The following is a 20,795-nucleotide window of genomic DNA, read 5'->3' as shown; positions in this document are numbered from 1 at the left end:
ACGCATTCCAACGCCTATAGTCTGACCCAAACAGATCGGTCGTTTTGGGAGGGACGGGCGCATGGAATATCAAACCGATATGCTAATCGTCGGCGCCGGGTTTTCCGGCCTTACGATGGCGATTGAGGCCCGCAAACGCGGCATCAAGGATATTGCGATCCTTGAAAAAGCGAATGAGATTGGCGGGACGTGGCGTGAGAACACCTATCCCGGTGTCGCATGTGATATCCCATCGCACCTCTATTCCATGGCAACGCATCTGAACCCGGACTGGAGCCGGGCTTATGCGGGCGGTGCTGAAATTCAGGCCTACTTGAAAAAGGTCTGCCTTGATGAGGGGATTTACGAGCTGTGCCATTTCGATCAACAGCTGAAATCTGCCCGCTGGGACGGCATGCGCTGGCAAGTGGAAACCGAAAGTGGGCAGCGCTGGTCGGCGCGGTTTCTGGTCTCGGCCATAGGGGCGCTGCATCTGCCCAGCATCCCCGATTTACCCGGTGCGGACAGTTTTCCCGGGCCTTGTTTTCACTCAGCCGAGTGGGATCACGACACGCCGCTTGAGGAAAAACGCGTCGCAGTTGTCGGAACCGGCGCTTCCGCTGTCCAGTTTGTTCCAGAGATTGCGAAAACTGCTGCACACGTTACAATCTTTCAACGCAGCGCGCCCTATGTCCTGCCCCGCCCGGATGGCCCAATCGCGCCCTGGTTACGCCGCCTTTATCGCAGCATCCCGGTGTTACCTTGGGCACGCCGGAAACTGGTTTACATGGTCTTCGAGTATCGCCATCGCGTGTTCCGCGGCGAAAAACGGATGGTAAATTTTGCCATGAAGATGTGGCGCAAATCGTTGGCAAGCGCGATCGCAGACCCGGGTCTGCGCAAACAGCTGACGCCGGACTATCGTATCGGCTGCAAACGCATCCTCAGCTCAAACGATTGGTACCCGACACTGGCGCGTGAAAACGTGACGTTGCTCCCGTACGGTGTGGCATCAATTGAGGGCGATCAGATCAATTCATCTGACGGAAGCCGTACAAAGGCCGACGTTCTGATCTGGGGCACCGGGTTTCATGTCACAGATGTGGTCGAGCGCCTCGACATAACTGGATCCGATGGACTGACATTGCGCCAGGCATGGTCGGACGGAATGAAAGCGCATCTGGGTACTGCCATCGCAGGTTTCCCCAATTTCTTCATCTTACTCGGCCCACATACCGGCCTCGGTCACAACTCGGTTGTGCTGATGATCGAAGCACAGGTTCGCCACATCGGCCGAGTGCTGGACCAGATGAACCGCGACGGACTACTAATCATAACACCCCGCCCGGACTACCAGGAAGCCTTCGAACAGGAAATGCGCGAACGGCACGAAGGCAGCGTATGGCAGGTGGGTGGCTGCGCCTCATGGTATCAGGATGCACAGGGCCGGAACACGACGCTTTGGCCCGGGACCGTTTCAGAGTATGAAAAGCGCATGGCGCAATCGGGGCTGGAACAATACCAACCTGCCCCTTCCTCAGGCGGAAAGTGATGAGATGACCACAATTCTAGTTATCGCCCTTCTGGTCGGCGGCTTCTTTGTCGGCATGAACCTGTGGACCCGGCGACTGACCCGGCAGGGGTTGCAGCGCGTCCCGCAACTTGGACAGATTGTCCCGGTGCGCGGCGGCAGCATTCATTACGTGGAAAAGGGCGACCCCACTAAACAGACAGTCATCATGATCCACGGGCTTGCGGGGCAGTTGCAGCATTTCACCTATTCTCTGATGGACCTGTTGGCGGATGACTATCACGTCATCGCAGTCGACCGCCCTGGCTGCGGATACTCAACCCGCGATAGCGCCGATCTTGGGCGCCTGCCCGAACAGGCCCGCATGATTCAAGAGTTTCTGGACACCAAAGGCATTTCCAACGCCGTTCTGGTCGGACACTCATTGGGCGGGGCCGTATCGCTGGCCATGGCGTTGGAACACCCGGAGAAAACCAAAGCGCTCGCTTTGCTCGCCCCGTTGACGCAAAAGCTGTCGAACACGCCGCAAGTTTTCAAACCGCTGGAAATACGTACCGAGTGGTTGCGCAACTTTATCGGCAACACGATCGCCGTCCCCATTTCGGCTAAGACCGCCCCGCATACATTGGGAGCCGTTTTCTATCCGGAACCCGCGCCAGATGACTTTCTGGACCGCGCCGGCGGTGCGCTGGGGTTGCGCCCTTCGGCCTTCATTACCGCGTCGCAGGATGTTGTAGGGGTGGATGAAAGTATCGGAGCCCAGGTAGACCGCTATACCGACTTGTCCGTACCCGGCGGCATTCTGTACGGCGCACAAGACACCATACTTTCACCCACCGCCAACGGTGCCCCCATGACCCGGTTCGGGCTGAGCGACGAAAAGATCGAAGGGTTGGGCCATATGATCCCGATCACCGCACCCGACGCCTGCGCGGCCTTCATTCGTAGAATTGCTGATACTGCTGGGGTCGCCGCACCACAGGCAACCAAAGCAGATTGATCGGGGCAAAAATAATCTCCGTAAGTCGGTGTTTCCCCCTTGACCCTTTCCGGCCCCTCGCTTAAATCGCCTCTCACTCATGGCGGAGTAGCTCAGTTGGTTAGAGCAGCGGAATCATAATCCGCGTGTCGGGGGTTCAAGTCCCTCCTCCGCTACCACTAAATCCTTGAAAATATGGTTATTGATGATGTCGTTGGTTCGCGCACATTCTCTAGACAGCCGTCCGTACCATATCTGTACCATTTAATCTCACATTCACAATTGTATCGTCAGAGCCGAAACCGATTACGTTCAGAATCTATTGCAATGTCGACGGCCGAGAATCATATCGGAGAACTGGCATGGTTCAAGCTGGCATCTAGGCTCCAGACTCATTGATTTACAGCCAGAATAGAACGGTAGCCGCGAGCGCGATGGCTGATAGGAAGACCTTCGGGCATCTGTCGTATCGGGTTGCAACGCGCCGCCAGTCTTTCAGGCGTCCGAACATGATCTCGATGCGGTTTCTGCGGCTGTAGCGGCGTTTATCGTAACGGACAGGCTTGTCGCGTGATTTTCGACCTGGGATGCAGGGCTTAATTCCCCTGTCACTAAGGGCTTCGCGAAACCAGTCTGCGTCATAGCCTCGATCTCCCAGTAGCCAGTCAGCTGATGGCAGATTGTTCACCAGAGCCTTTGCCCCGTGTAGTCGCTGACTTGGCCTGCGGAAATGAAGAAGCGGATGGGGCGTCCGAGGCTGTCGGTAACAGCGTGCAGTTTCGTATTCATGCCACCCTTGGTGCGCCCGATCAGCCTGCCGCGCCCCCTTTTTTCAACCGCAGGCTGGAGGCCGTGCGGTGCGCTTTGAGATATGTTGCGTCAATCATGATCGTCTTGTGATCCGTGCCTTCAGCAGCCAGTCCGTTCATGATCCGAGCGAACACGCCCATATCGCTCCATCGTTTCCAGCGATTGTACAGCGTCTTTGGTGGCCCATATTCACGAGGCGCATCAGACCACCGCAACCCACTGCGATTGATGAAAATAATCCCACTTAGAACACGCCGGTCGTCAACCCTCGGCTTGCCATGGCTCTTCGGAAAATAGGGCTGAAGGCGCTCCATCTGTTCGTCAGTCAGCCAGAATAGATTGCTCATGATACACCTCTGAAACTCAGGGGCTTGAATCATGCAACCGAGACAGCAGCAACAAATTTAATGGGTCCAGAACCTAGCCACCTATTCCATCAGTGTGAAATCGATTGGAATAGACTTGGCCTGTTCCTCTTCATCGCGATAAAAGATTGACATTTCGAGGTCGTATTCGCGGAGTTTTTCGAGTTCGACACCAGTAATCTTTAGTTGCAGTTTGTCAGCTGTTCGGGTCACCTCGACGATTGCTGCATCTATCTTGGGGTCATGGTTTTCGGGCGGTACCAACCGAGCACCAAACTCACGATCTCCAAAGGGGTCAGAGGGGTTAACCATGACCACACCAGTAAATCCACCATCTTGTAAAGGTTTGAGATTGAGAACTTGTGATTTGACCGACCATTCAAGACTGTCGGTTTCATCAACGGCTACGTCGCCCATTGAATCGCTTTGTTTTTCCTCTTGGCCCTCGGGTTCTTCCTTGTTGTCGGAAGTTTCGTCAGCCGCCTCTCGCGTGCGGGAACCAAAGTAGAAACCGATGATGGTGCTGGAAATTCCCAGCAATGCGACCAAAATGCGGTCAAAATACTCCATCGCCGTGCTTTTACCTTCGACCAGGAAGGTAACCTGCGTCTGTTGTTGGCCTGGCTCGCCTATCACCTCATAGCCGGTAACTTGCCCCACTATTCCAAGGGCCGAAATTGTCTTTTGCAATTCATCTGCCTGAACAAATGGAATTATTGCGATTCCCTCAGAGCTTTGGCTTGAAACGACCTGTGTCGAGTAAAAAATAAAAGCCATAAGGATTAGAAATACGAGGAATGTAAGGAGGCTGCGAATAGAATTGCGAGGCAATCCTAAAGATTGCTGTTTGTCGTGCATGTTGAATACGCGAAACAACACCGCTGCTGAAAACAATGACACGACCAGAAATGCAAAGCCACCAAAGATCACGAGAACCCAGCTAAGGTTGATTAGTGCGTTCAGGACGTGTTCCGGGGCGCCGAGAGTAGTAGCGATCCCTGGCGTCATGATGGCGACAAACGGCACTGCGAGTCCAATAAGGCTTAGCTTCGAAAGATTTCTCAATATCTCAAGTTTGTTTGGCGGCAGCAGCTCAGTTCCAGCTTCGTCCTTGACGCCTGTCATCTCAATCTCCAACAACTTCTTCGAAATACCGCATAGCGCGGCGTACGATTTCGCGGCCAATCAAAAATTGTTTGTCCTTTAAAAGACCAGCGTCGTTTGAATTGCTTCCAAATGCTGGTTCAGTGATGATGGCGGGCGGTGTACCCGACACAAGGCTAAGCCAGCCCCGCTCCTTGTTCGTTCTATTGCGAATCTTGATTCCGCGTGACAGGCCCGGCCGCTCAAGAAGGAGGCAGAGCCCACCCTGCACCCGTTCCGAAAGAGCCATGCTGCCAGCGGAACCGGAACTCAGTGTTTCCGTACCAGAAGCCGAAGGGGACGCGGCGTTGTAGTGCAATTCAACGGTTGCTGCACGCGACGCATTTGCTCCTACCCAGTCGTTTACTTGGCCATAAGCCCCCGACACTCCAATACCGTCTCGAAAAAATGCTCTCGCCTCAAGCGCGCTATGATCGAATTCGGATTGTGCAAACGCGAGCATGTCCGTCGCCATTGCTTTATGAAAATCATATTCCCTTGGAAGATTGATGCCTACTGCACCACCGGCTGCGTCGGTATGGCCTACCACAATTCCGAGTTTAAAAGTCATTCTAAGAACACTCAAGATTCAAAAAAATTGGCAATAGCGTAGCATATTCTGTCACAATCTCCAAACGTTGATGATGTGACCGATGAAGACCACTTCTAGCTAAAACATTTCTCGTTACAATTCATCTCAAAATGGAAATATTGATTTTTTTACAAAACATGGCAAGGTTGATCTTTAGATTCTAAGGCTTCTTTTGATTCACCACTTTGCATTAAAAAAGTGATGTGTGGTGTTTGGAATATTTTTTGCGGGGGCGTTGATTTGATTACATTCGGTGTTTTGCGTGCCTATGGAGCAAGTTTAACTTTCGTATTACTAGTTGGATGTGTCTCATACATTACGGGATACAATGAGAAATCCGTTGAGAGAATTACGGCGATTTCCAAAGAAGTCATTTCTTACTATCAAGCGCTCAGTTCCACACCTGCCTCCCAGCGCAAGCAAAAAATCTCATCCCTATCGTCCGACTACGACGAAATCACCGCAAACATGAGAGTCCATCTACTCTCGGAGCAGGCGCGGCCCAAAAACAGTGATAGCATTGAAGCAGCGCAAAACCTGCTAACATCATGGGAAAATTTCCATAGCCGAAACCGTACCGGCTCTGCTTCTGATCTCTCAGACGCATCTCTGACCGCACAGCGTCAAATTTTGGAGAGACATTTGAAATCAGCTTTAACTGCGGAAAATGCGAAGGCGATTGGGTTGTAGTTGTTTTTCTATCTTTCCAAATGGAGGGCTGAAATGAGTTTTGACTTTGACGAAAGTTTCCAAGATGCATTGGATGGCGCAGTGAAAATCGCCAAGAAAGGCGGAAAGTCTGCAAAGTCTTGGGTAAAAGAGAGTTTCAAAGCAAATGAGGAAACGCTTCGCACTATAGCAATAGGTGTGGCGAGTGGGGAAATTTCTCGGGAAACTGCTGAGTTTCTACTAACGGAAAACGAGAGGGCTCTTCGGTCAGAGGCCGCAGCGCTTTCTGCAATTGTTCAAGCCACCGTTCAAGCGGCTATAAATTCTTTCTTTGAATCTCTGTATTCAGCGTTTCGATCATCGCTAAATCTTTCATTGTAGTTTGAGGGAGAATTTTGATGAATAGTGGACAAGATCTTGTGAGTCTCGCGGAGTCACATCGTGGAGAAAGCTATATGCTGGGTGTGAAGGTTCCTAAAGACAATCAAAATTGGAGCGGCCCCTGGGATTGTGCTGAATTCGCTTCTTGGCTGGCTTTCCAGATGGCGGGTTTAGTTGTTGGGTGCACCGACAATTCGGATAATCCATCCTATGCAGACGCGTATTCCGGGGCCTGGGCAAGAGATGCTAAGTCAAGCCCGCGAAGAGTTAGCATCGGAAAAGCGAAATCCGTTCCGGGTGCTGTGTTGATTAGACGCCCAGCGAAGTCAGGAATTGGTCATGTGGCATTGTCGCGTGGTGACGGCTCTACTATTGAAGCGCACTCCAAAGCAAGAGGGGTGACTGTGGACAAGATCGACGGTCGTCGGTGGGATCTGGCTATGCTAGTTCCGCTTTTGGAGTATGAAATTGAAGATTCAGGATCAGTTTATTCTCCTCCTGCGTCATTGATCTTCAGACTGACCTATCCACCTATGCGTGGCGAAAAGGTGCGGCAGATTCAATCAGCTTTGAAAATGCAAGGTTACGACCCAGGCGATGTCGATGGTATTTTTGGACCGCACACAGAAGCCGCTGTAAGGGCGTTTCAAATTGCAAGCGGCTTAGTGGCAGATGGCGAGGTTGGCCAATTAACTATGGGCGCACTAGGACTATGACATTGATACCAGTGAACTGGGGCTCTGTTGCGTAAATCACCTGGCGGGATTCATATCATGAACCCAGTATGGTAGCTGGTGTCCATGAGCAGACCAATACCACAAACCTATAAGACCAAGAACTGGCCGGACTACAACGCAGCACTCAAGCAGCGTGGCTCCCTGACAATCTGGTTCGATCCCGAGATGAATTGGGCGGCGGAACCGTCCGGCAAACGAGGTCGACAGCAAACCTACAGCGATGCTGCGATCCAAGCCTGCCTGACGATGAATGTGTTGTTCGGGATGGCGCTGCGGCAGACGACCGGGTTCGTTGAAAGTTTGCTTCGGCTGATCGGTCTGGATTGGACGGTATTGGATTTCAGCACCTTGTGCCGGCGACAAAAGACGTTGGTTGTGAACATCCCATATCGCGGATCACAAGGCCCGCTGCATCTCCTGATCGACAGCACAGGTATCAAGGCCGAAGGTGAAGGCGAGTAGCATCGCGCAAGCACGGTGGCCCCAAACGCCGCCTGTGGCGCAAGATACACCTCGGGATCGATGAGCAAACGTTGGAAGTTCGGGCTATCGAGATCACCGGCAGCAGCATTGGTGACGCACCCATGCTGCCCGAACTGCTCAGGCAGATACCGCCTGACCAAGAGATCGGCTCAGTGACCGCGGACGGAGCCTATGATACCCGCAAGTGCCACGAAGCCATCGCGGATCGAGGGGCTACCGCTGTCATCCCACCGCGCAGAAACGCTAAGCTCTGGAAGCCCAGCAGCGCTGGTGCTGTGGCGCGCAACGAGGCACTCCGGGCTTCAAAATACTTGGGCCGCGCACTCTGGCGACGATGGGCCGGATACCACCGCCGGAGCCGCGTCGAAACAAAGATGCACTGTGTGAAACTGCTGGGCCAAAGCCTCATGGCACGGGACTTCGACCGCCAGGTCGCGGGACTCCATGTCCGCGTCGCCGTCCTCAACCGCTATACCGCACTTGGCATTCCAGTTACCGAGGTTGTAGGATAAGTCCGCCCAGGGAAAGGGGAACTGCGACCCTCAACCGATTTGCGCAACAGAGTCACGCCATGTACTCAAGTACGAATTCGTTCGAGGTACTATTCTTCCCAAGGAGCATTTGTCCTTGGTAGCGCCAAGGTTCCGCGCTAAGCTTTTATTCGTACTCTAAGTTATTTTCAGACATTAGTTGAGAGGCTGGGATATGAGCGAACTCTCTTTGAGCCCCAATGTATTCAGAGTGTCTCGTCGCGGAAACGCTTCTCTCGATAATGCGTTTTTTGCTGCCCTGGAAAACGAAATATCCGATGCTCTAGTTGGTGATGACCGCCCATTGATTGACCAAAGCGGATCGCACTACGTGTGTAACCGCGTAACGTCGGCGGACCAATCGGTAATCAGCGCGCTGACTGCCAATCTGCCGAAAGACGTGGTGGACGTTTTGCGAGACTTTGTGGTCGGTGACGATCTACGACCAGCCTTCTATGAGATTGATCTGATTAACTTTCTAATCAATTCCAGATCAAACCGGGTACTCTCCATAATCGGTCCAGTTGGGATTGGAAAATCCACGTTCATGCAGTTTGTCTTTGGCGAGTTAAGAGACAAATGCCCATCGCTTCAGAAGTTTATGCCGATCATCATTAATGGCTTGCACATCGGGGACGATGATCCGGTCTACTCAGAACTGTTTCAGAGATTGCATACGGACTGCTATGAGGCACTCAACAACAATCTGGACGAGAAGCCACCATCCGGAATCCTCGCCCAGATCGAGGCCTACTATGAGAGAGAGCAATACTCGGAACGTGGTATCCAACCAAGTTCAACCACCATTGTCGAGTACTTCGCGCTTCTAAGAGATATTCTGCCCGAATACGTGGAGCCGGTCGTCATTTTCGACAATCTCGATCAAATGGCGTCCTCAGCGGTTGCAAAGATTTCGCATCTCTCGCGAGGGATTTACCTAAAAACCCGCACAACCATGATCCTGTGCATGCGCCCGCCGACCTTTGCCACGCATATAGAAGTGGATGCAAACAAGGGTGCGTTCTACACTTTCCAGATTGCGCTGCCCTCGCCCAACATCCGTGAGGTCATTAACAACCGTTTGCGGCGGGTCATGCGGGGGCGCGGCCGTTCGTTCACGATACATGACCCGAATTCGGGTTTTCGGTTGCAAATTCCCAACACGATGCGCGCGTTGGAAAATCTGAATCGAAACGTTCTGACAGAGTGGAACCAAGACCTACTTATCCGAGGGATTGCCTGCAATAACGTGCGCAAGGCGCTCGCCGCCTTTTATCGCTTTCTGAGGTTCTCCGAACTGGACTACCGGTCGCTCTTTGATGTCGTAGTAACAGACAATAGAGAACAGGCGGTGGAAAGGCGGCAGCACGATTGGAACGAGCACTTTTTGAAAGGGTTGCTCACCGGTGGGAAACGGTACTTTGAGTCGCGAGTGAATTCGCCGATTTTCAACCTGTATTTCTTCGATTCCGTAGAGCATACGATAGACTACTGCGTGATTTACAGAGTCCTATCGGCATTTTATTTTTCTCGCGGGTTGACAGAACGCCGGCAAGTCCAGACTTGGCTTGCCAGTGTCGGATATGATCGTGCGCTGGTCGATCATGCCATCGGCACCATGTTGAAAGCCCGACTTCTGACCTCGCCAGAACATGAAACCGATGTGCGTTTCGTATCCCATCTATCAATAACTGAATCGGGCAAGTACTACTGCGAACAGCTTGTGAACGACCGGACGTATCTATACGAGCTAATTTTTGACATTCCACTCAGTCACATTGGATGGGAGCCGGAAACGACCCGCGAGTTTGAGTCGCGCGTGCGATCTATTGTGGAATATCTGGGCCGGGTGCTGCGGCAGGAAAAAGCTGAAATCGACCGGATCGAGCAATCACGGAACGTCGCACAAATCAGTGGGATTGTGCTGCACGCTGGTCTGCTGAGCAGGCACGTTGTCGAAGCAGCGAAGGAGACGGCAAGAATTGGCCTTTATGCAAAAAGTGAGCATGTCGAAGCGGTGGCCAGGAGTCTGAATGCTGAGTTGGACAAAATCGTAGGTCAAGTATTCGCGCTGGAGCAAAAGCTGCGCGATGTGTTGATTGACAAGTCATATATTTCCGGCGGCACCGTCGAGGAACAGGAGAAGTCTTGGCAGCTTGGCCAATTTGGTGAGTTCTCCGTTAGGTTCCCAGAAACGTTGGAGCCTGCGGGAGAGAATTATTTTCAGGCTAAGCTTGATCTTCAGTTTGATGAAGAGCCTGACGTTTTGATGGCGTGGATCAAACCTGAGGGCGGCATTGACGAAGTTGAACGAGTATGGCCGTTAGAGAAAGCCCCGGACCGGGACTTCTACTTGGGTGAAGTGGTGTTCGAGGACGTGACCTTCAAAAGGCCCTTCCCTGAAGCGTCCCTGACCGTTTTTGCCGACAGCCGTCCGTTGTTTACGAGGAAGATTTAGTCATGAAGCGAAAGATCGTTGCCTATTGTCGCGCGCAGTATGAAGAAGACACGCAAAAGCTTCGCATAGAGGTAAGCGGGGGCGTAAACCCCGCAGCTCAGTATCCGATCATGGACAGATCTGTGTCGTTCGAGGAAATGGAGGGAATAAGGAAGGAAATTGTCTCCTATTGGGAGTATGTCGATCAGAACATCCAGAAGGGTACCGTTGATGACGGAACCGACCGGGACCGGAAGATTTTTTTTGATGATCTGAAAACGAGAGGCGGAGTAATTTCGCGTAAGTTATTCTCGGATGAAGAGCGCAATGATCTTTGGATGCATGCTGCGCAATCGGACATGTTTCTAATCTGGACGAATCTGCACTGGATACCATGGGAAGCGCTTTACAATCCTGACTCAGGGGAGGGAGAGTTTCTGTCCGACAATTGTGTCATTTCGCGCATTCCGACCAAGACAAATGTCGACAATCTTGAAAAAGCGCCCGAACCTGAAGGACGCATTGTCTGCGTTGATCCTGTCTTGGACAGTGACTTTGAGCGTATTGAAAAAAAGAAAGTGTCGGAAATCTTCAAAGGCATGGGAGAAGAGGTTTATTTCACTGATTTGGTGAGCGATTTGACCAGCGCCGTCTCAAACAAAAGAATTATTAGCTGGATTTGTGAGCACGAAACGACAAAGGGTTTGCGTCTTTGTTCCGATGTGCATTTTTCGCTTGATGATTGCTTCAACCACCGGTTCCCGGCGGGTTCCTTGCTGTTTATCATTTCCTGTGCTGGCGGTCGCTCGGTAAATGGAGATGTGGGCATGAGCGCATCAATTGTTGAATCGAGCGACTGTACGGTCGTGTCGCCATCCTCTATCATCGCCGCCCGTGCTGGTGTGGATTTTGCTAAACGGCTGGTCAATCTGGTCCAGCGTGAAGAATGCGAATACTTGCACGAGCTTTGGGCAGTTCTAAAAAGGCCTTTTGCCGGTGAGATGCACAAACCGGATCAGATTACTGCGGAGCGCTGTTACGCTTTGTGGTTCAGCATCTTCGGAAACTGCGAAGTGAAGCTGGGGGCAGTCAAATGAGCAAGTTTGAAATCACGTTGGTCGAATCAGATTTCGAAGAAGTTGCGGAGGAAAGTGCGCCCGGCATTCTGATCCTAGGCGGAAAGAGCGATCCTGCCGATAAGCCACCCAGTGCAATCATTCAGGAAATAACGCCCAAGGTAATTTCGCGGAAACTTGAAAAACTGATTCCACCAGACTACCAGCTCACTCAAGTCCGTATGGATGTGCAATTAAAAGGCTCTGTCTTCGGCCAAGAGATATCAGGTACGGTTCAGGTCACTTTCTCTCCAAAAGGAGACTGATCAAGGAACTCGCGGTATCACTGTGTCTTTTGGGGGATTGATGGAAAAACTTGAATTTTATGGGCCTTGGCGGTGAACAACGGCTTTGTTGCACAAATGGCATGAGGGATTCACTGTTTGAATCCAGCATGATAGCTGGGGTGCATGAGTAGTTGGGCACGAACGAAGTATGAGACCAGGAACTGGTCATCCTACAACACCGCATTGAAGCAGCGCGGGTCGCTGTCCGTCTGGTTTGACCCGGATATGGACTGGAGGCCTCGGCCAAACGGCAAACGGGGTCGGCAGCAGCGTTTCAGCGATGCCGCGATCCAGACCTGTCTGACGATAAAGGTATTGTTTGGTTTGCCACTTCGACAAACGACCGGGTTCGTCGAAAGTTTGTTACGTCTGGCAGGACTGGATTGGGCGGTGCCGGACTTCAGCACTCTTTGCCGCCGCCAGAAGACACTGAACGTGAGCTTGCCATATCGTGGCGGCGGCGGACCATTGAACCTCCTTATCGACAGCACGGGCATCAAGGCGGAGGGCGAAGGCGAGTGGAATGCTCGCAAACATGGCGGCCCGAAACGCCGGATATGGCGTAAGATACATATTGGGGTCGACGAGGAAACGCTGGAAGTACGGGCGGTGGAAGTCACGACAAGTAATGTCGGCGATGCTCCCATGCTGCCCGAGTTACTGAACCAAATCCCACCAGATCAGGACATCAGCAACGTCACAGCTGATGGCGCCTATGACACCCGGAAGTGCCATGACGCAATTGCCGCCCGCGATGCCCATGCCGTCATACCACCTCGTAAGAACGCCAAACCTTGGAAGCCTACGAGCGCGGGAGCCACCGCTCAAAACGAAGCAGTGCGAACGTCACAATACCTGGGCAAGGCGTTGTGGCGGCGGCTGACAGGATACCACCGCCGGAGCCGCGTTGAAAGTAAGATGCATTGTGTGAAACTGATGGGCTAGAGCCTCATGGCACGCGACTTTGACCGGCAGGTCGCAGAGATCCAAATCCGCATCGCCGTTCTCAACCGTTACACCGCTCTTGGCATACCTGTAACAGGGGCCGTAGCATAGGTCCGTATGGGGTAAGACGCCTTTCTCACTCCATTGTTTCCACCGGCTGTACAGCGTTTTACGCGGTCCGTATTCCTTGGGAGCGTCGCGCCAGCGCAACCCGTTGCGATTGATGAAGATAATCCCGCTCAGCACTCTCTTGTCATCGACCCGTGGCTTGCCGTGCGACTTCGGGAAGAAAGGGGAAAGATTGGCCATCTGCTCGTCGGTCAGCCAGTAAAGGTCGCTCATGTCACCACTCCATTTTAGAAGCCGTGAACCACGCAGCGCGTTGAAAATCAATGCGTCCTGACCCTAAGGCGATCTCTCCGGCACCGACCGCGATCCGGGACAGATCAGCAACGCACTATGCTGAAACCATGCGCAACCTGGTCGAAAGCCGCTTCAAAAAGCTGAAGAATGCTCTCAGTGCCACCATCCGGTACGATAAGACGGAGGAGAGCTCTCTCGGCGTTATCAACATCACGCAGATACGCCTCTGGTTGCACCATTTGTCAACGCGACCTAAATCGCCTAAGCGTTGCGTTGCGACCGCCTTGCGTCGAGTAATAGTTGAATTAGGCATGACCAATTGCATGGAGCTCAAATGGATCTCAAGGAAGCACGAAAGCTCATTAAACGCGAGCATATCGATGAAGCTATCCATTTAGTGCAGAAGAATAGCAGCGATGGCTTTGAATGGTTGTTCGAGCGCACCGGAAGGGAAGAGCCAGATCATAGATATATTGTGTTTGATGGAATTCGCTATCCGACGAAAGCCTTTGGATTTCTAGTTGCTCAAATAGCAGGAAACACGTCTAGAAAATCAAACGATATGAATGTAAATCAGGCGGCCGCTCCGCTTCGAAGACTAGGTGGTTTGGAAGTCCGACTGGAAAAAGCTTCAGAGGACACCGACGACGAGAAAAGACGTTTGGAAAGCTATCATAGCGCGCTGACCCGACCTGAACAAACTCAGTTCCGCGCCGCACTTCTCTGTGCATACAAAGCATGCGCGGTTAGCGGTACATCTGTGCAGCCCGCTTTGGAGGCGGCCCACGTAGTTGAGTTTGCCCGAAAGGGACGCAATACTCTCGCGAATGGCATCCTACTCCGCTCCGATCTACACAATCTATTCGACGCGGGGGAAATGGCTATCGAACCAAGCACAATGACAGCCCGTTTTTCCGAGCGAGCGCGTGCCGACTATGCGGATTTGCACAAAGAAAAAGTGGCGATTCCCGCCGGCGGGCCACCATCTTTGTTATTTTCAGAGAGGTGGAAAATGTTCCTGAAGACACATTAGGCTGAACACTGAATTACTTGGACGTCCTTCAGTCATGTTTACAAATGGCCGAGCCAGAGGCGGATCGATGTTATGTCGATGGAGCCCAGAAAACTTTCGGCGGTCTTGTCGTCGCGGGTGGCGACACGGCGAGCATTTCCTCTTACCGCCGTATGATAGTGGATGGTATTGAACTCGTGGTTCCCCATCACCGCATCAGCCTTGCTGCTGCCGACAAGGGATCTGACGGTGTCCAATACGCGGGCACTCTCGGGACCACGATCAACGAAGTCTCCGAGAAACATGATCCGCTGCTCCGGTGTTGGCCCCCGGCCACCCCGAAGGCATATGCTGCAACCCAAGATATGCGAGCAAACCATCCAGCTTGTCGGCATCACCATGAATGTCGGGAATAATATGATACATTTTTCTTCTTTGGGCGCTCCTGCTTTTCCTGGCAAGTGGCTGATGTGATCGCTCGATGCCGCCACCCCGCTACCAACGCTGGCACCATTTTCGAGCTGTATTAGGCCGATGGTTGAGGTTCGTGCTCGCGCTGCGCCCTATTGTGAGGACCCATCCTAATCCACCCAGTTGACACAACGATACCTTGGGAGGCCGCAGAATAGTCGTGCTGTACTGGGCTAGTGGCCAACAATCGAAGCGCCGTAGCTAACAGATTGACTGTTGACTATTACGTGCCCACGCCGTTGCAACTCCGTTACCAAAGTGTCCTGTTCAGCCTCATCCAGAGTCTTCATGAACAGGGCGTTGATCGTGCTTGCCAAGGTTTTGATTTTTCTTGGGCGCGAAGAACCGCGAGATCTCAGGCTGGCAACAATTGCATCGATTTTTTCGTCGGGTGATTTGGCGTTCGATATCCTGACAAAGGGGATTTCTGACAGGTCCTTGTGGCGGAGCGCGTAAATCCTGCGTTCACGCAAGTGAGCGATGAGCGGATCGAAGCCCTTGCCACGTGAGATGATATGGAATTAGGCGTTCTCGTCCCTGGCCGAGAGTTCACCAATGTAGAAGGCGATGTGGAAATCCAGCGCGTTAACGCCATTGCCCGAGATCTTCTGATAGGTGGCCTTTTCGCCCAGGTTTTGCAGCGCTCGCGCGAAGTCATAGGGAACATTTTTCTGGTTGGCGCCGACAAAGACGATCAATCTGAAGTCGTGACCATTGAGGGCTCCAAGGTTCACTGGCTGAAGATTCTCGAAATCGATCAAAATGTAGTTGTTTTTCAATTGGCGTTCTCCACTTGGCTTCTGGTAGAGCAGGATCTTTTCTCTACTTGCTGCATTCAGGTCCGAGTTTCGTTTTGACATGACGAAGGAATGGCAGGGCTGGTCAACTACTAGAAAAGCACAGTTTCATGGCAACAAGCGATGCACCAACCCCTGTCTGCCCATCGGCGTTGAACAATCTTCAACCAACTAGATACCCAGATTTCGAAATGCCGCCTCAACTTCAGGTTTGAGCTCCCAAGTAGCGTTTTGGTTGTCAAAGTTTGCGAGAATGCCGCTGTAGAAGCTTGCATCACGAATATTCGAAGCGTCCGCCGGCCACAAATCTGCTTCCCGCCGTTTACACATAGTACCAAAGTGCAAATGCCAGGTTTGTGCGTCCCAACCAAGAGCGCGGCTGAGCTCAGTTGATGTGGATCCGGGGCGGTCCATCAAAACACGGATTAGTCCAATTTCGGTTTCGCTAGGCGGTACGCAGGTGAACGCATGGATTACCCTTTCGGCCGGCTTCATTCCTGATAGTTTTTGATTCAAGGTTTCGCGCTCCTGCTCCTCCAGCTCATCCAACGCAGAGATCAGTTGCGTTGCCGCATTGCGTTGTTCATCGGCACCGTCAATCATGAGCTTCTCGGCATTTCGGCGCATGATTTGCCGCTGGGCAATACTTTTCTGGGGCAAACTATGGATGATCTTTTCTATGTCCATTTCGACCTCGTCTACTTTCTGTTCGAATTCCCGTGCCGCTGCCCAAGCCTTTTGTGAATAACAATGGCTGCGTAACTTCTCACGAGTTTCGAGAAGCGTAGCGCTAGCGCCGCTCCATTCCCCCCGTGAAATCGGCCCACGATTGAGTAGCGCCGTTCGAACGGCATCCCAAGGCACTGTACGCCGTATCAATGCGCTATGGCTCGCCATCGCGGCATTCGGATCTGCCAGTATGGATTTGACAAGAGCTTGCGCAGCAGTTCGCTCGATAGACGCAGACTGAACGACCAACCAAAACAGTGCCGGTGTACAAACTATCCGACGATATACGTTTTCAACGGCAACATTTACCTTGGGTGCTTTTACATAAGCTCCGGGCCCTTCGTAGTCTGCCAGCCAACCGATCCAATGTTCTTTCTGGTTGGCATACCACGCACGCCCGAATCCAGGTCCGACTTGCATTGCTTGCTCGACACGGCAAACCGCCACGTGCTCGGTAGGCAATAAACAAACCAAAATCGAAATCTCACGCATGGAAAGATCTTGGGACATGCCATCACCTAGCTAACTCAGCCCGTGTCTCACTTCGGAACTTGTTCATTTTGCGGCAGATTTTAGCCCAGCCCACGGCGGGGGGTGCTTTGACTTAAGGTAAGTTTACATGCAACTGTTTCGAGCGGACGCAGATTTCCATCGCGACCCGAGCAACCAACTTTCGAGAGCAAGGGAAATCAGAACACTCGCCCCGAATTGCCCGGATCAGAGATTTTGGCCACACACATTTGCTAACTCAAAAGAGATGGAGCTTACTTGGTGTGGCCATTCAAAATCCTAGTCCGAATTGACTTCAAACAAATACTCAGGGAAAGGATCTGGGCCATCTAAAGGATCAGATTCTGCCAAACGCTGATCGTAATACTCCTCTGCAACAGATTGCAGGCTTTGATCCTGTAGCAAATATCGAATTGTAGCGTTTGAACTGTTTTTTATGTCAGCCGCGCGCTCTGCATGCTGCGCGGTTCTTCTAAGAACCAGAGCCCCATGCCCATCGCCACGCTTGTAGATGCCTTCACTTTCCCCTTGAACAGCCACATCGAATGCGCCCAAGGGGTCGTTGGCCTCAAATTTCATTCGAAGTTGGTCATCGTAGATAGCTAACAATGCATCGTCGCGGTCTTTCTCAATATCAGCAATCCATGCCGTATGGAGTTCCCGCACGAGTTCCCGTTGTTCATGCCGGCTCATCACGGCGTCAAGATGTTCATGCAGAGTGTTTCTCCAACCGGTTATCCAATCGGGGTCAGAAAAATACCCGAAATATCGGCATGAATTCGCCGGTATTCCACGCTTTATATCCTCGACAAATTGCTCAACTTCATCGTGATAGACCGGCTTTGGTGCCAAGAGGCGGAAGAAGTTCAGCGAGTTCAGCCGAAGGGCGGTCCTATCAAAATGCCCCCAATGCGACTTGTTCATGAGTTCGTCGTAGGCAGAAAGTACAAGTGCATCCGTGTCCGCAGAAAACAGCGCCAATGCAGACAATTCTGCAATTTTGTCCAAGTCGGGTGTGAATTCTCCAGTTTTGGGATCGTATTTTTTAAGACGCCCTAACCGAGCCCGGACGCGTTCAAAAACCGGACTGCTATACGCATTGGGATCACATCTTTTTGCTGCCATGGATACGATAAAGAGCAACATCCTGTGGCGGAGTTCACGAAGCGTTCCATAGTCTCGCGACCATTTGATGGCCGATTGTTCATAAGTCTTGTTGTCTGGCAACAGCTTGTAAGCCCTGATACAGGTTTCAAATGCCTGATCCTCCAGACTCCTTGAAGCATCGGCTTCATCATAGGCCAATTCTTCGTAATGCCGTTCTGCTGCGCTAAGGACATCCGCATCTTCGCTCATAACCTTGTAGCGCGTCGCTTTTCGTGCGGCCTGCTTGGATTTCTCAAGTAGGAGCCGGCTCTTCTGAAACCAGCCACCTGGATGTTCGGAATGCACGTCCAAGACTTCCTGGATTAAAGGTTCAGCAATTTCCATCGCACCAGCCGCCAGGTAGTGCTCGGCCGCAAGACAAATGGCATCGGGGTTCCCTTCTTGGTACTCCTCGCTCCATCGAACCTTTTCGAGTGCCCGAACGATATGAAGTGGGGCCGCAGGTGCGCTTGTATTTGACGCCTGCCGGGTATGCGGCGATGACATCATTTGTTTCAGGCTCATCTCATGAAAAGCCTTACCGGATTGCAGCGCTTGCCTTAGTTTGGGGAACTGAGACTTGGCGTGTTGATACGCGTTGGCCAGAAATGTGATTTCTGCCTCCCGCGCTTTCAATTTCCCTTCAACTACCGACGTGTTTCCGGAGGCAACGTCTTTAACGCCCGTATTATTGAAGCCAAAGGCAATTTTAAGGATCGCGATGTTTTCAAAAACATTCATCGGTACACGGTTCGGAAAAAGGTCCTTGTTCTTGTCTACTGGACTTCTGACCGATTCAATGAATGACTTTCTTGTCGCGTCGTCCTCAGGCCAAAGACCGACATTTGTCAGCGATTGAATGACGCGGGCACGAATCGAGCTGGCAGTTGGATTGTCATTTTTCATGTTCATTTCTCATCACTGCTGCACTTACCGGCGTTCTGCACAGAAGGGGATGCATATTGAACCCTTTCCGAACAGGCCAGGCGAATATCTCGCCGAAAGTTCTGGTAAGATCGAAAGTCACTTGGAGTTGTCGACACGGTTACCCTCCGCCCATTGGGGGCAGTCAGTACACCATGCTTCTTTCCTCTTCTGTAACGCCATCCCAATCGCCGAAGATCTCTGGCGAGGGCGTTGATCATCTTGTCTTTGCTGTAGAGTGTCATCAGTTTGGGCTTCTTTTCGGGTGAACAAGCGGGCCTATTAAAGGCCCGCCCAGTACTGTCACGGTTTCATAGTCTTGATGGGTTTGCTGGATGCGCGCTGAGCGCGAGCAGCAAAACTCTTGGCTGGCACTGTCCCGTCGCGCGACTTGGCTGTTGCCGACTGAATTCTCGCGGCGGCTGCGCTCGTCATTTTGGCTTTTGCTGGGACTTGTTTCGAGGTTCTATTCATTGTGAGATCCAGAAGTTTGTTGTTGCGTTCCGGCGGGCCGACTTGGATGTCGGATTAGACCACCGGAATCCTTTCTGGTTGTGTGACTCTCACATCAAAGCATTTTTTGTCTTTTTTCTTGAACGCTTCCGTACTGGGTTTTAGCGCGCCTGGATGGAGCACCGAATTTTCGCACATCTTGCGGCCGATGACCGTTAGCAGTCACTCCCACGGCCGAACTCGGTTCAAGACAAACACTCCTCCGCGCTCAAGAGCCACCTCGGCAGGCGACCGATCCCCAAGCATCCTGTTCGCGGTGAACATCAACAGATCAGCGAAATCAGCTGCGGTACAAGAATGTGAGATCCGACTCGCGCCTTCAAATAGACGGGCATCCGAATAGTCATTCCTGCTCAGATGCCCGAGGATTTTGCTGTAGATGACCTTCTGCTCTGGTGTCATTCTGATTGCTTTACCGTGAAGTGAGTTTGTTCGTCGGCTTGGCAGAGAAAATTGGCCTCCAAGAGAAATCAAGACAAGGCTGTTTCCTCCGGCGCGGGAATGCGCCAGAGGATCATTTCACAGTTCGAACTCTTTTCCATACGCTTTCAAGAACGCAATCAAGGACAGTTCCAGAGCCCGGACGACCGTAAGCTCCTTGGCCTCGCGCAGGTCATCCCAAGCCGCATAGAGCTCCGGGTTCACATCTGCTGTGAACGTTTTTGTCCTGAGCGCAGCCCTCCGCCGGCTGGGACTCATCTGTGCCAGCTTTAGCTGCGACGGCGACACCGGTGTTTTACGCTCAAACTGCATGTCCGGAGTTGCATCTTCCAGAATGCTACCTACAGCCGGAATTTTTGCTTCATTTGTCATTTGCGTCCCCTCATGCCGCTTCGTGATTTTTGGTGAACGCTGTCAGAAGCAATTCATTCGTCAAAGCCGATGCGTTGGCTTGTGCGGTCTTCGGAGATGACCCTTGAAACTCGCGGGGCAGATTGAGGTAGTCCCCTCCCAAGCTCATCATTGCCTGGAAAATTGGTCGTGCCGCCAGCTGTGTTTTCAGGATCGGCGCGCCAGCTTCCTCAAGAATTGTTTTGACGGCCCCAGTAATTCTGAACTCAACCGCGCCTGGCTCCGTTTGATTGAGCAGAACGCTTGCGGGAATATTGCGCCGGAGGACTTGGCTTTTCTGACGCACTTGCTTGAGAACCTGCACCGCACCCAGCGCGTCCATCCGGCTTGCGCGGCAAGGAACAACCACGAAATCTGATACCAACACGGCGTCGATCAGGCTCGCATCGTTTGAACCCTCGACGTCAACCAGCACAAAGCTTGCCTTCAGCTCGGTTGCTCCCGCATTGGTCAAGGAGCCATTCTATCCGGCACCGGTGCTTTCTAGGGAAGATG

General features: G+C 52.2%; 17 protein-coding genes, 1 tRNA gene and 7 pseudogenes. 13 read left to right on the top strand and 12 right to left on the bottom strand.

Going from position 1 to position 20,795, the window contains the following annotated elements; all coding sequences use genetic code 11:
- The first annotated feature begins 61 nt into the window (after positions 1-61).
- The 3 genes from AC2FJF_RS11125 (at position 62) to AC2FJF_RS11115 (ending at position 2,668) form a co-directional block, all read left to right on the top strand.
- Positions 62-1,531, top strand: a complete 1,470-nt coding sequence (locus tag AC2FJF_RS11125) for a flavin-containing monooxygenase (protein WP_496725467.1) — start codon at positions 62-64, stop codon at positions 1,529-1,531.
- Between the two features lie 4 nt (positions 1,532-1,535).
- Positions 1,536-2,510 (top strand): alpha/beta fold hydrolase, encoded by a 975-nt coding sequence (locus AC2FJF_RS11120; protein ID WP_496725466.1) that lies wholly within the window; start codon positions 1,536-1,538, stop codon positions 2,508-2,510.
- 81 nt (positions 2,511-2,591) lie between these two features.
- Positions 2,592-2,668, top strand: a tRNA-Met gene (locus AC2FJF_RS11115).
- A 221-nt stretch (positions 2,669-2,889) separates the two neighbouring features.
- Here AC2FJF_RS11115 and AC2FJF_RS11110 read toward each other — a convergent pair.
- The 3 genes and pseudogenes from AC2FJF_RS11110 to AC2FJF_RS11100 all read right to left on the bottom strand — a co-directional run bounded on the left by AC2FJF_RS11110 (position 2,890) and on the right by AC2FJF_RS11100 (position 5,378).
- A pseudogene (locus tag AC2FJF_RS11110) lies at positions 2,890-3,646 on the bottom strand (IS5 family transposase).
- A gap of 81 nt (positions 3,647-3,727) precedes the next feature.
- Positions 3,728-4,789, bottom strand: a complete 1,062-nt coding sequence (locus AC2FJF_RS11105; RefSeq protein WP_496725465.1) for a hypothetical protein — start codon at positions 4,787-4,789, stop codon at positions 3,728-3,730.
- Position 4,790: 1 nt separating this feature from the next.
- Positions 4,791-5,378, bottom strand: coding sequence for an N-acetylmuramoyl-L-alanine amidase (locus AC2FJF_RS11100; RefSeq protein WP_496725464.1), 588 nt, complete (start codon positions 5,376-5,378; stop codon positions 4,791-4,793).
- Between the two features lie 222 nt (positions 5,379-5,600).
- On the opposite strand from AC2FJF_RS11100, the gene AC2FJF_RS11095 reads away from it, so the two are divergent.
- The 8 genes and pseudogenes from AC2FJF_RS11095 to AC2FJF_RS11060 all read left to right on the top strand — a co-directional run bounded on the left by AC2FJF_RS11095 (position 5,601) and on the right by AC2FJF_RS11060 (position 13,094).
- Positions 5,601-6,089, top strand: coding sequence for a hypothetical protein (locus AC2FJF_RS11095; protein WP_496725463.1), 489 nt, complete (start codon positions 5,601-5,603; stop codon positions 6,087-6,089).
- A 33-nt stretch (positions 6,090-6,122) separates the two neighbouring features.
- Complete coding sequence (locus tag AC2FJF_RS11090) at positions 6,123-6,449, top strand: hypothetical protein (protein ID WP_496725462.1); 327 nt, start codon at positions 6,123-6,125, stop codon at positions 6,447-6,449.
- Positions 6,450-6,523: 74 nt separating this feature from the next.
- A complete protein-coding gene (locus tag AC2FJF_RS11085) occupies positions 6,524-7,165 on the top strand; it encodes a C40 family peptidase (protein WP_496725461.1) in 642 nt (213 codons plus the stop codon).
- An 84-nt stretch (positions 7,166-7,249) separates the two neighbouring features.
- Positions 7,250-8,181, top strand: a pseudogene (locus AC2FJF_RS11080) (IS5 family transposase).
- 193 nt (positions 8,182-8,374) lie between these two features.
- Positions 8,375-10,657: a hypothetical protein gene (locus AC2FJF_RS11075; RefSeq protein ID WP_496725460.1), complete on the top strand. Its 2,283-nt coding sequence runs from the start codon at positions 8,375-8,377 to the stop codon at positions 10,655-10,657.
- 2 nt (positions 10,658-10,659) lie between these two features.
- Positions 10,660-11,733 carry a hypothetical protein gene (locus AC2FJF_RS11070; protein ID WP_496725459.1) on the top strand — a complete coding sequence of 358 codons (1,074 nt, stop codon included), beginning with the start codon at positions 10,660-10,662 and terminating at the stop codon, positions 11,731-11,733.
- Positions 11,730-12,017 carry a hypothetical protein gene (locus tag AC2FJF_RS11065; protein WP_496725458.1) on the top strand — a complete coding sequence of 96 codons (288 nt, stop codon included), beginning with the start codon at positions 11,730-11,732 and terminating at the stop codon, positions 12,015-12,017. The genes AC2FJF_RS11070 and AC2FJF_RS11065 overlap by 4 nt, the downstream gene beginning before the upstream one ends.
- 144 nt (positions 12,018-12,161) lie before the next feature.
- A pseudogene (locus AC2FJF_RS11060) lies at positions 12,162-13,094 on the top strand (IS5 family transposase).
- A gap of 15 nt (positions 13,095-13,109) precedes the next feature.
- Here the strand turns inward: AC2FJF_RS11060 and AC2FJF_RS11055 are convergent.
- A pseudogene (locus AC2FJF_RS11055) lies at positions 13,110-13,325 on the bottom strand (transposase); the annotation flags it as partial.
- 128 nt (positions 13,326-13,453) lie between these two features.
- Here AC2FJF_RS11055 and AC2FJF_RS11050 point away from each other — a divergent pair.
- Together AC2FJF_RS11050 and AC2FJF_RS11045 are read left to right on the top strand one after the other, a co-directional pair.
- Positions 13,454-13,594: pseudogene (locus AC2FJF_RS11050) on the top strand (IS5/IS1182 family transposase); the annotation flags it as partial.
- 86 nt (positions 13,595-13,680) lie between these two features.
- A complete protein-coding gene (locus AC2FJF_RS11045; RefSeq protein ID WP_496725457.1) occupies positions 13,681-14,379 on the top strand; it encodes an HNH endonuclease in 699 nt (232 codons plus the stop codon).
- A gap of 38 nt (positions 14,380-14,417) precedes the next feature.
- Here the strand turns inward: AC2FJF_RS11045 and AC2FJF_RS11040 are convergent.
- The 8 genes and pseudogenes from AC2FJF_RS11040 to AC2FJF_RS11005 form a co-directional block, all read right to left on the bottom strand.
- A pseudogene (locus tag AC2FJF_RS11040) lies at positions 14,418-14,516 on the bottom strand (IS5/IS1182 family transposase); the annotation flags it as partial.
- A 75-nt stretch (positions 14,517-14,591) separates the two neighbouring features.
- Positions 14,592-14,663, bottom strand: a pseudogene (locus AC2FJF_RS11035) (hypothetical protein); the annotation flags it as partial.
- The gene (locus AC2FJF_RS11030) at positions 14,641-14,784 is read right to left on the bottom strand and encodes a hypothetical protein (RefSeq protein ID WP_496725456.1); all 144 of its coding nucleotides are present in this window, start codon (positions 14,782-14,784) and stop codon (positions 14,641-14,643) included. The gene AC2FJF_RS11030 and the pseudogene AC2FJF_RS11035, both read right to left, overlap by 23 nt.
- A gap of 566 nt (positions 14,785-15,350) precedes the next feature.
- On the bottom strand, positions 15,351-15,590 hold the full coding sequence (locus AC2FJF_RS11025) for a PIN domain-containing protein (protein ID WP_496725455.1): 240 nt from the start codon (positions 15,588-15,590) through the stop codon (positions 15,351-15,353).
- Positions 15,591-15,797: 207 nt separating this feature from the next.
- On the bottom strand, positions 15,798-16,865 hold the full coding sequence (locus AC2FJF_RS11020; RefSeq protein ID WP_496725454.1) for a hypothetical protein: 1,068 nt from the start codon (positions 16,863-16,865) through the stop codon (positions 15,798-15,800).
- A 279-nt stretch (positions 16,866-17,144) separates the two neighbouring features.
- A complete protein-coding gene (locus AC2FJF_RS11015) occupies positions 17,145-18,917 on the bottom strand; it encodes a hypothetical protein (protein WP_496725453.1) in 1,773 nt (590 codons plus the stop codon).
- Between the two features lie 1,050 nt (positions 18,918-19,967).
- Complete coding sequence (locus AC2FJF_RS11010) at positions 19,968-20,261, bottom strand: hypothetical protein (RefSeq protein WP_496725452.1); 294 nt, start codon at positions 20,259-20,261, stop codon at positions 19,968-19,970.
- Positions 20,262-20,271: 10 nt separating this feature from the next.
- Entirely contained in the window at positions 20,272-20,754 is a 483-nt protein-coding gene (locus tag AC2FJF_RS11005) for a P-loop NTPase family protein (protein WP_496725451.1), read from the bottom strand.
- Between the last annotated feature and the right edge of the window lie 41 nt (positions 20,755-20,795).

It is taken from the genome of Ruegeria sp. CDSB013, from assembly GCF_059611165.1.
Note: the sequence above shows the minus strand (reverse complement) of the source record. Positions and strands in the feature narration are given on the sequence as shown.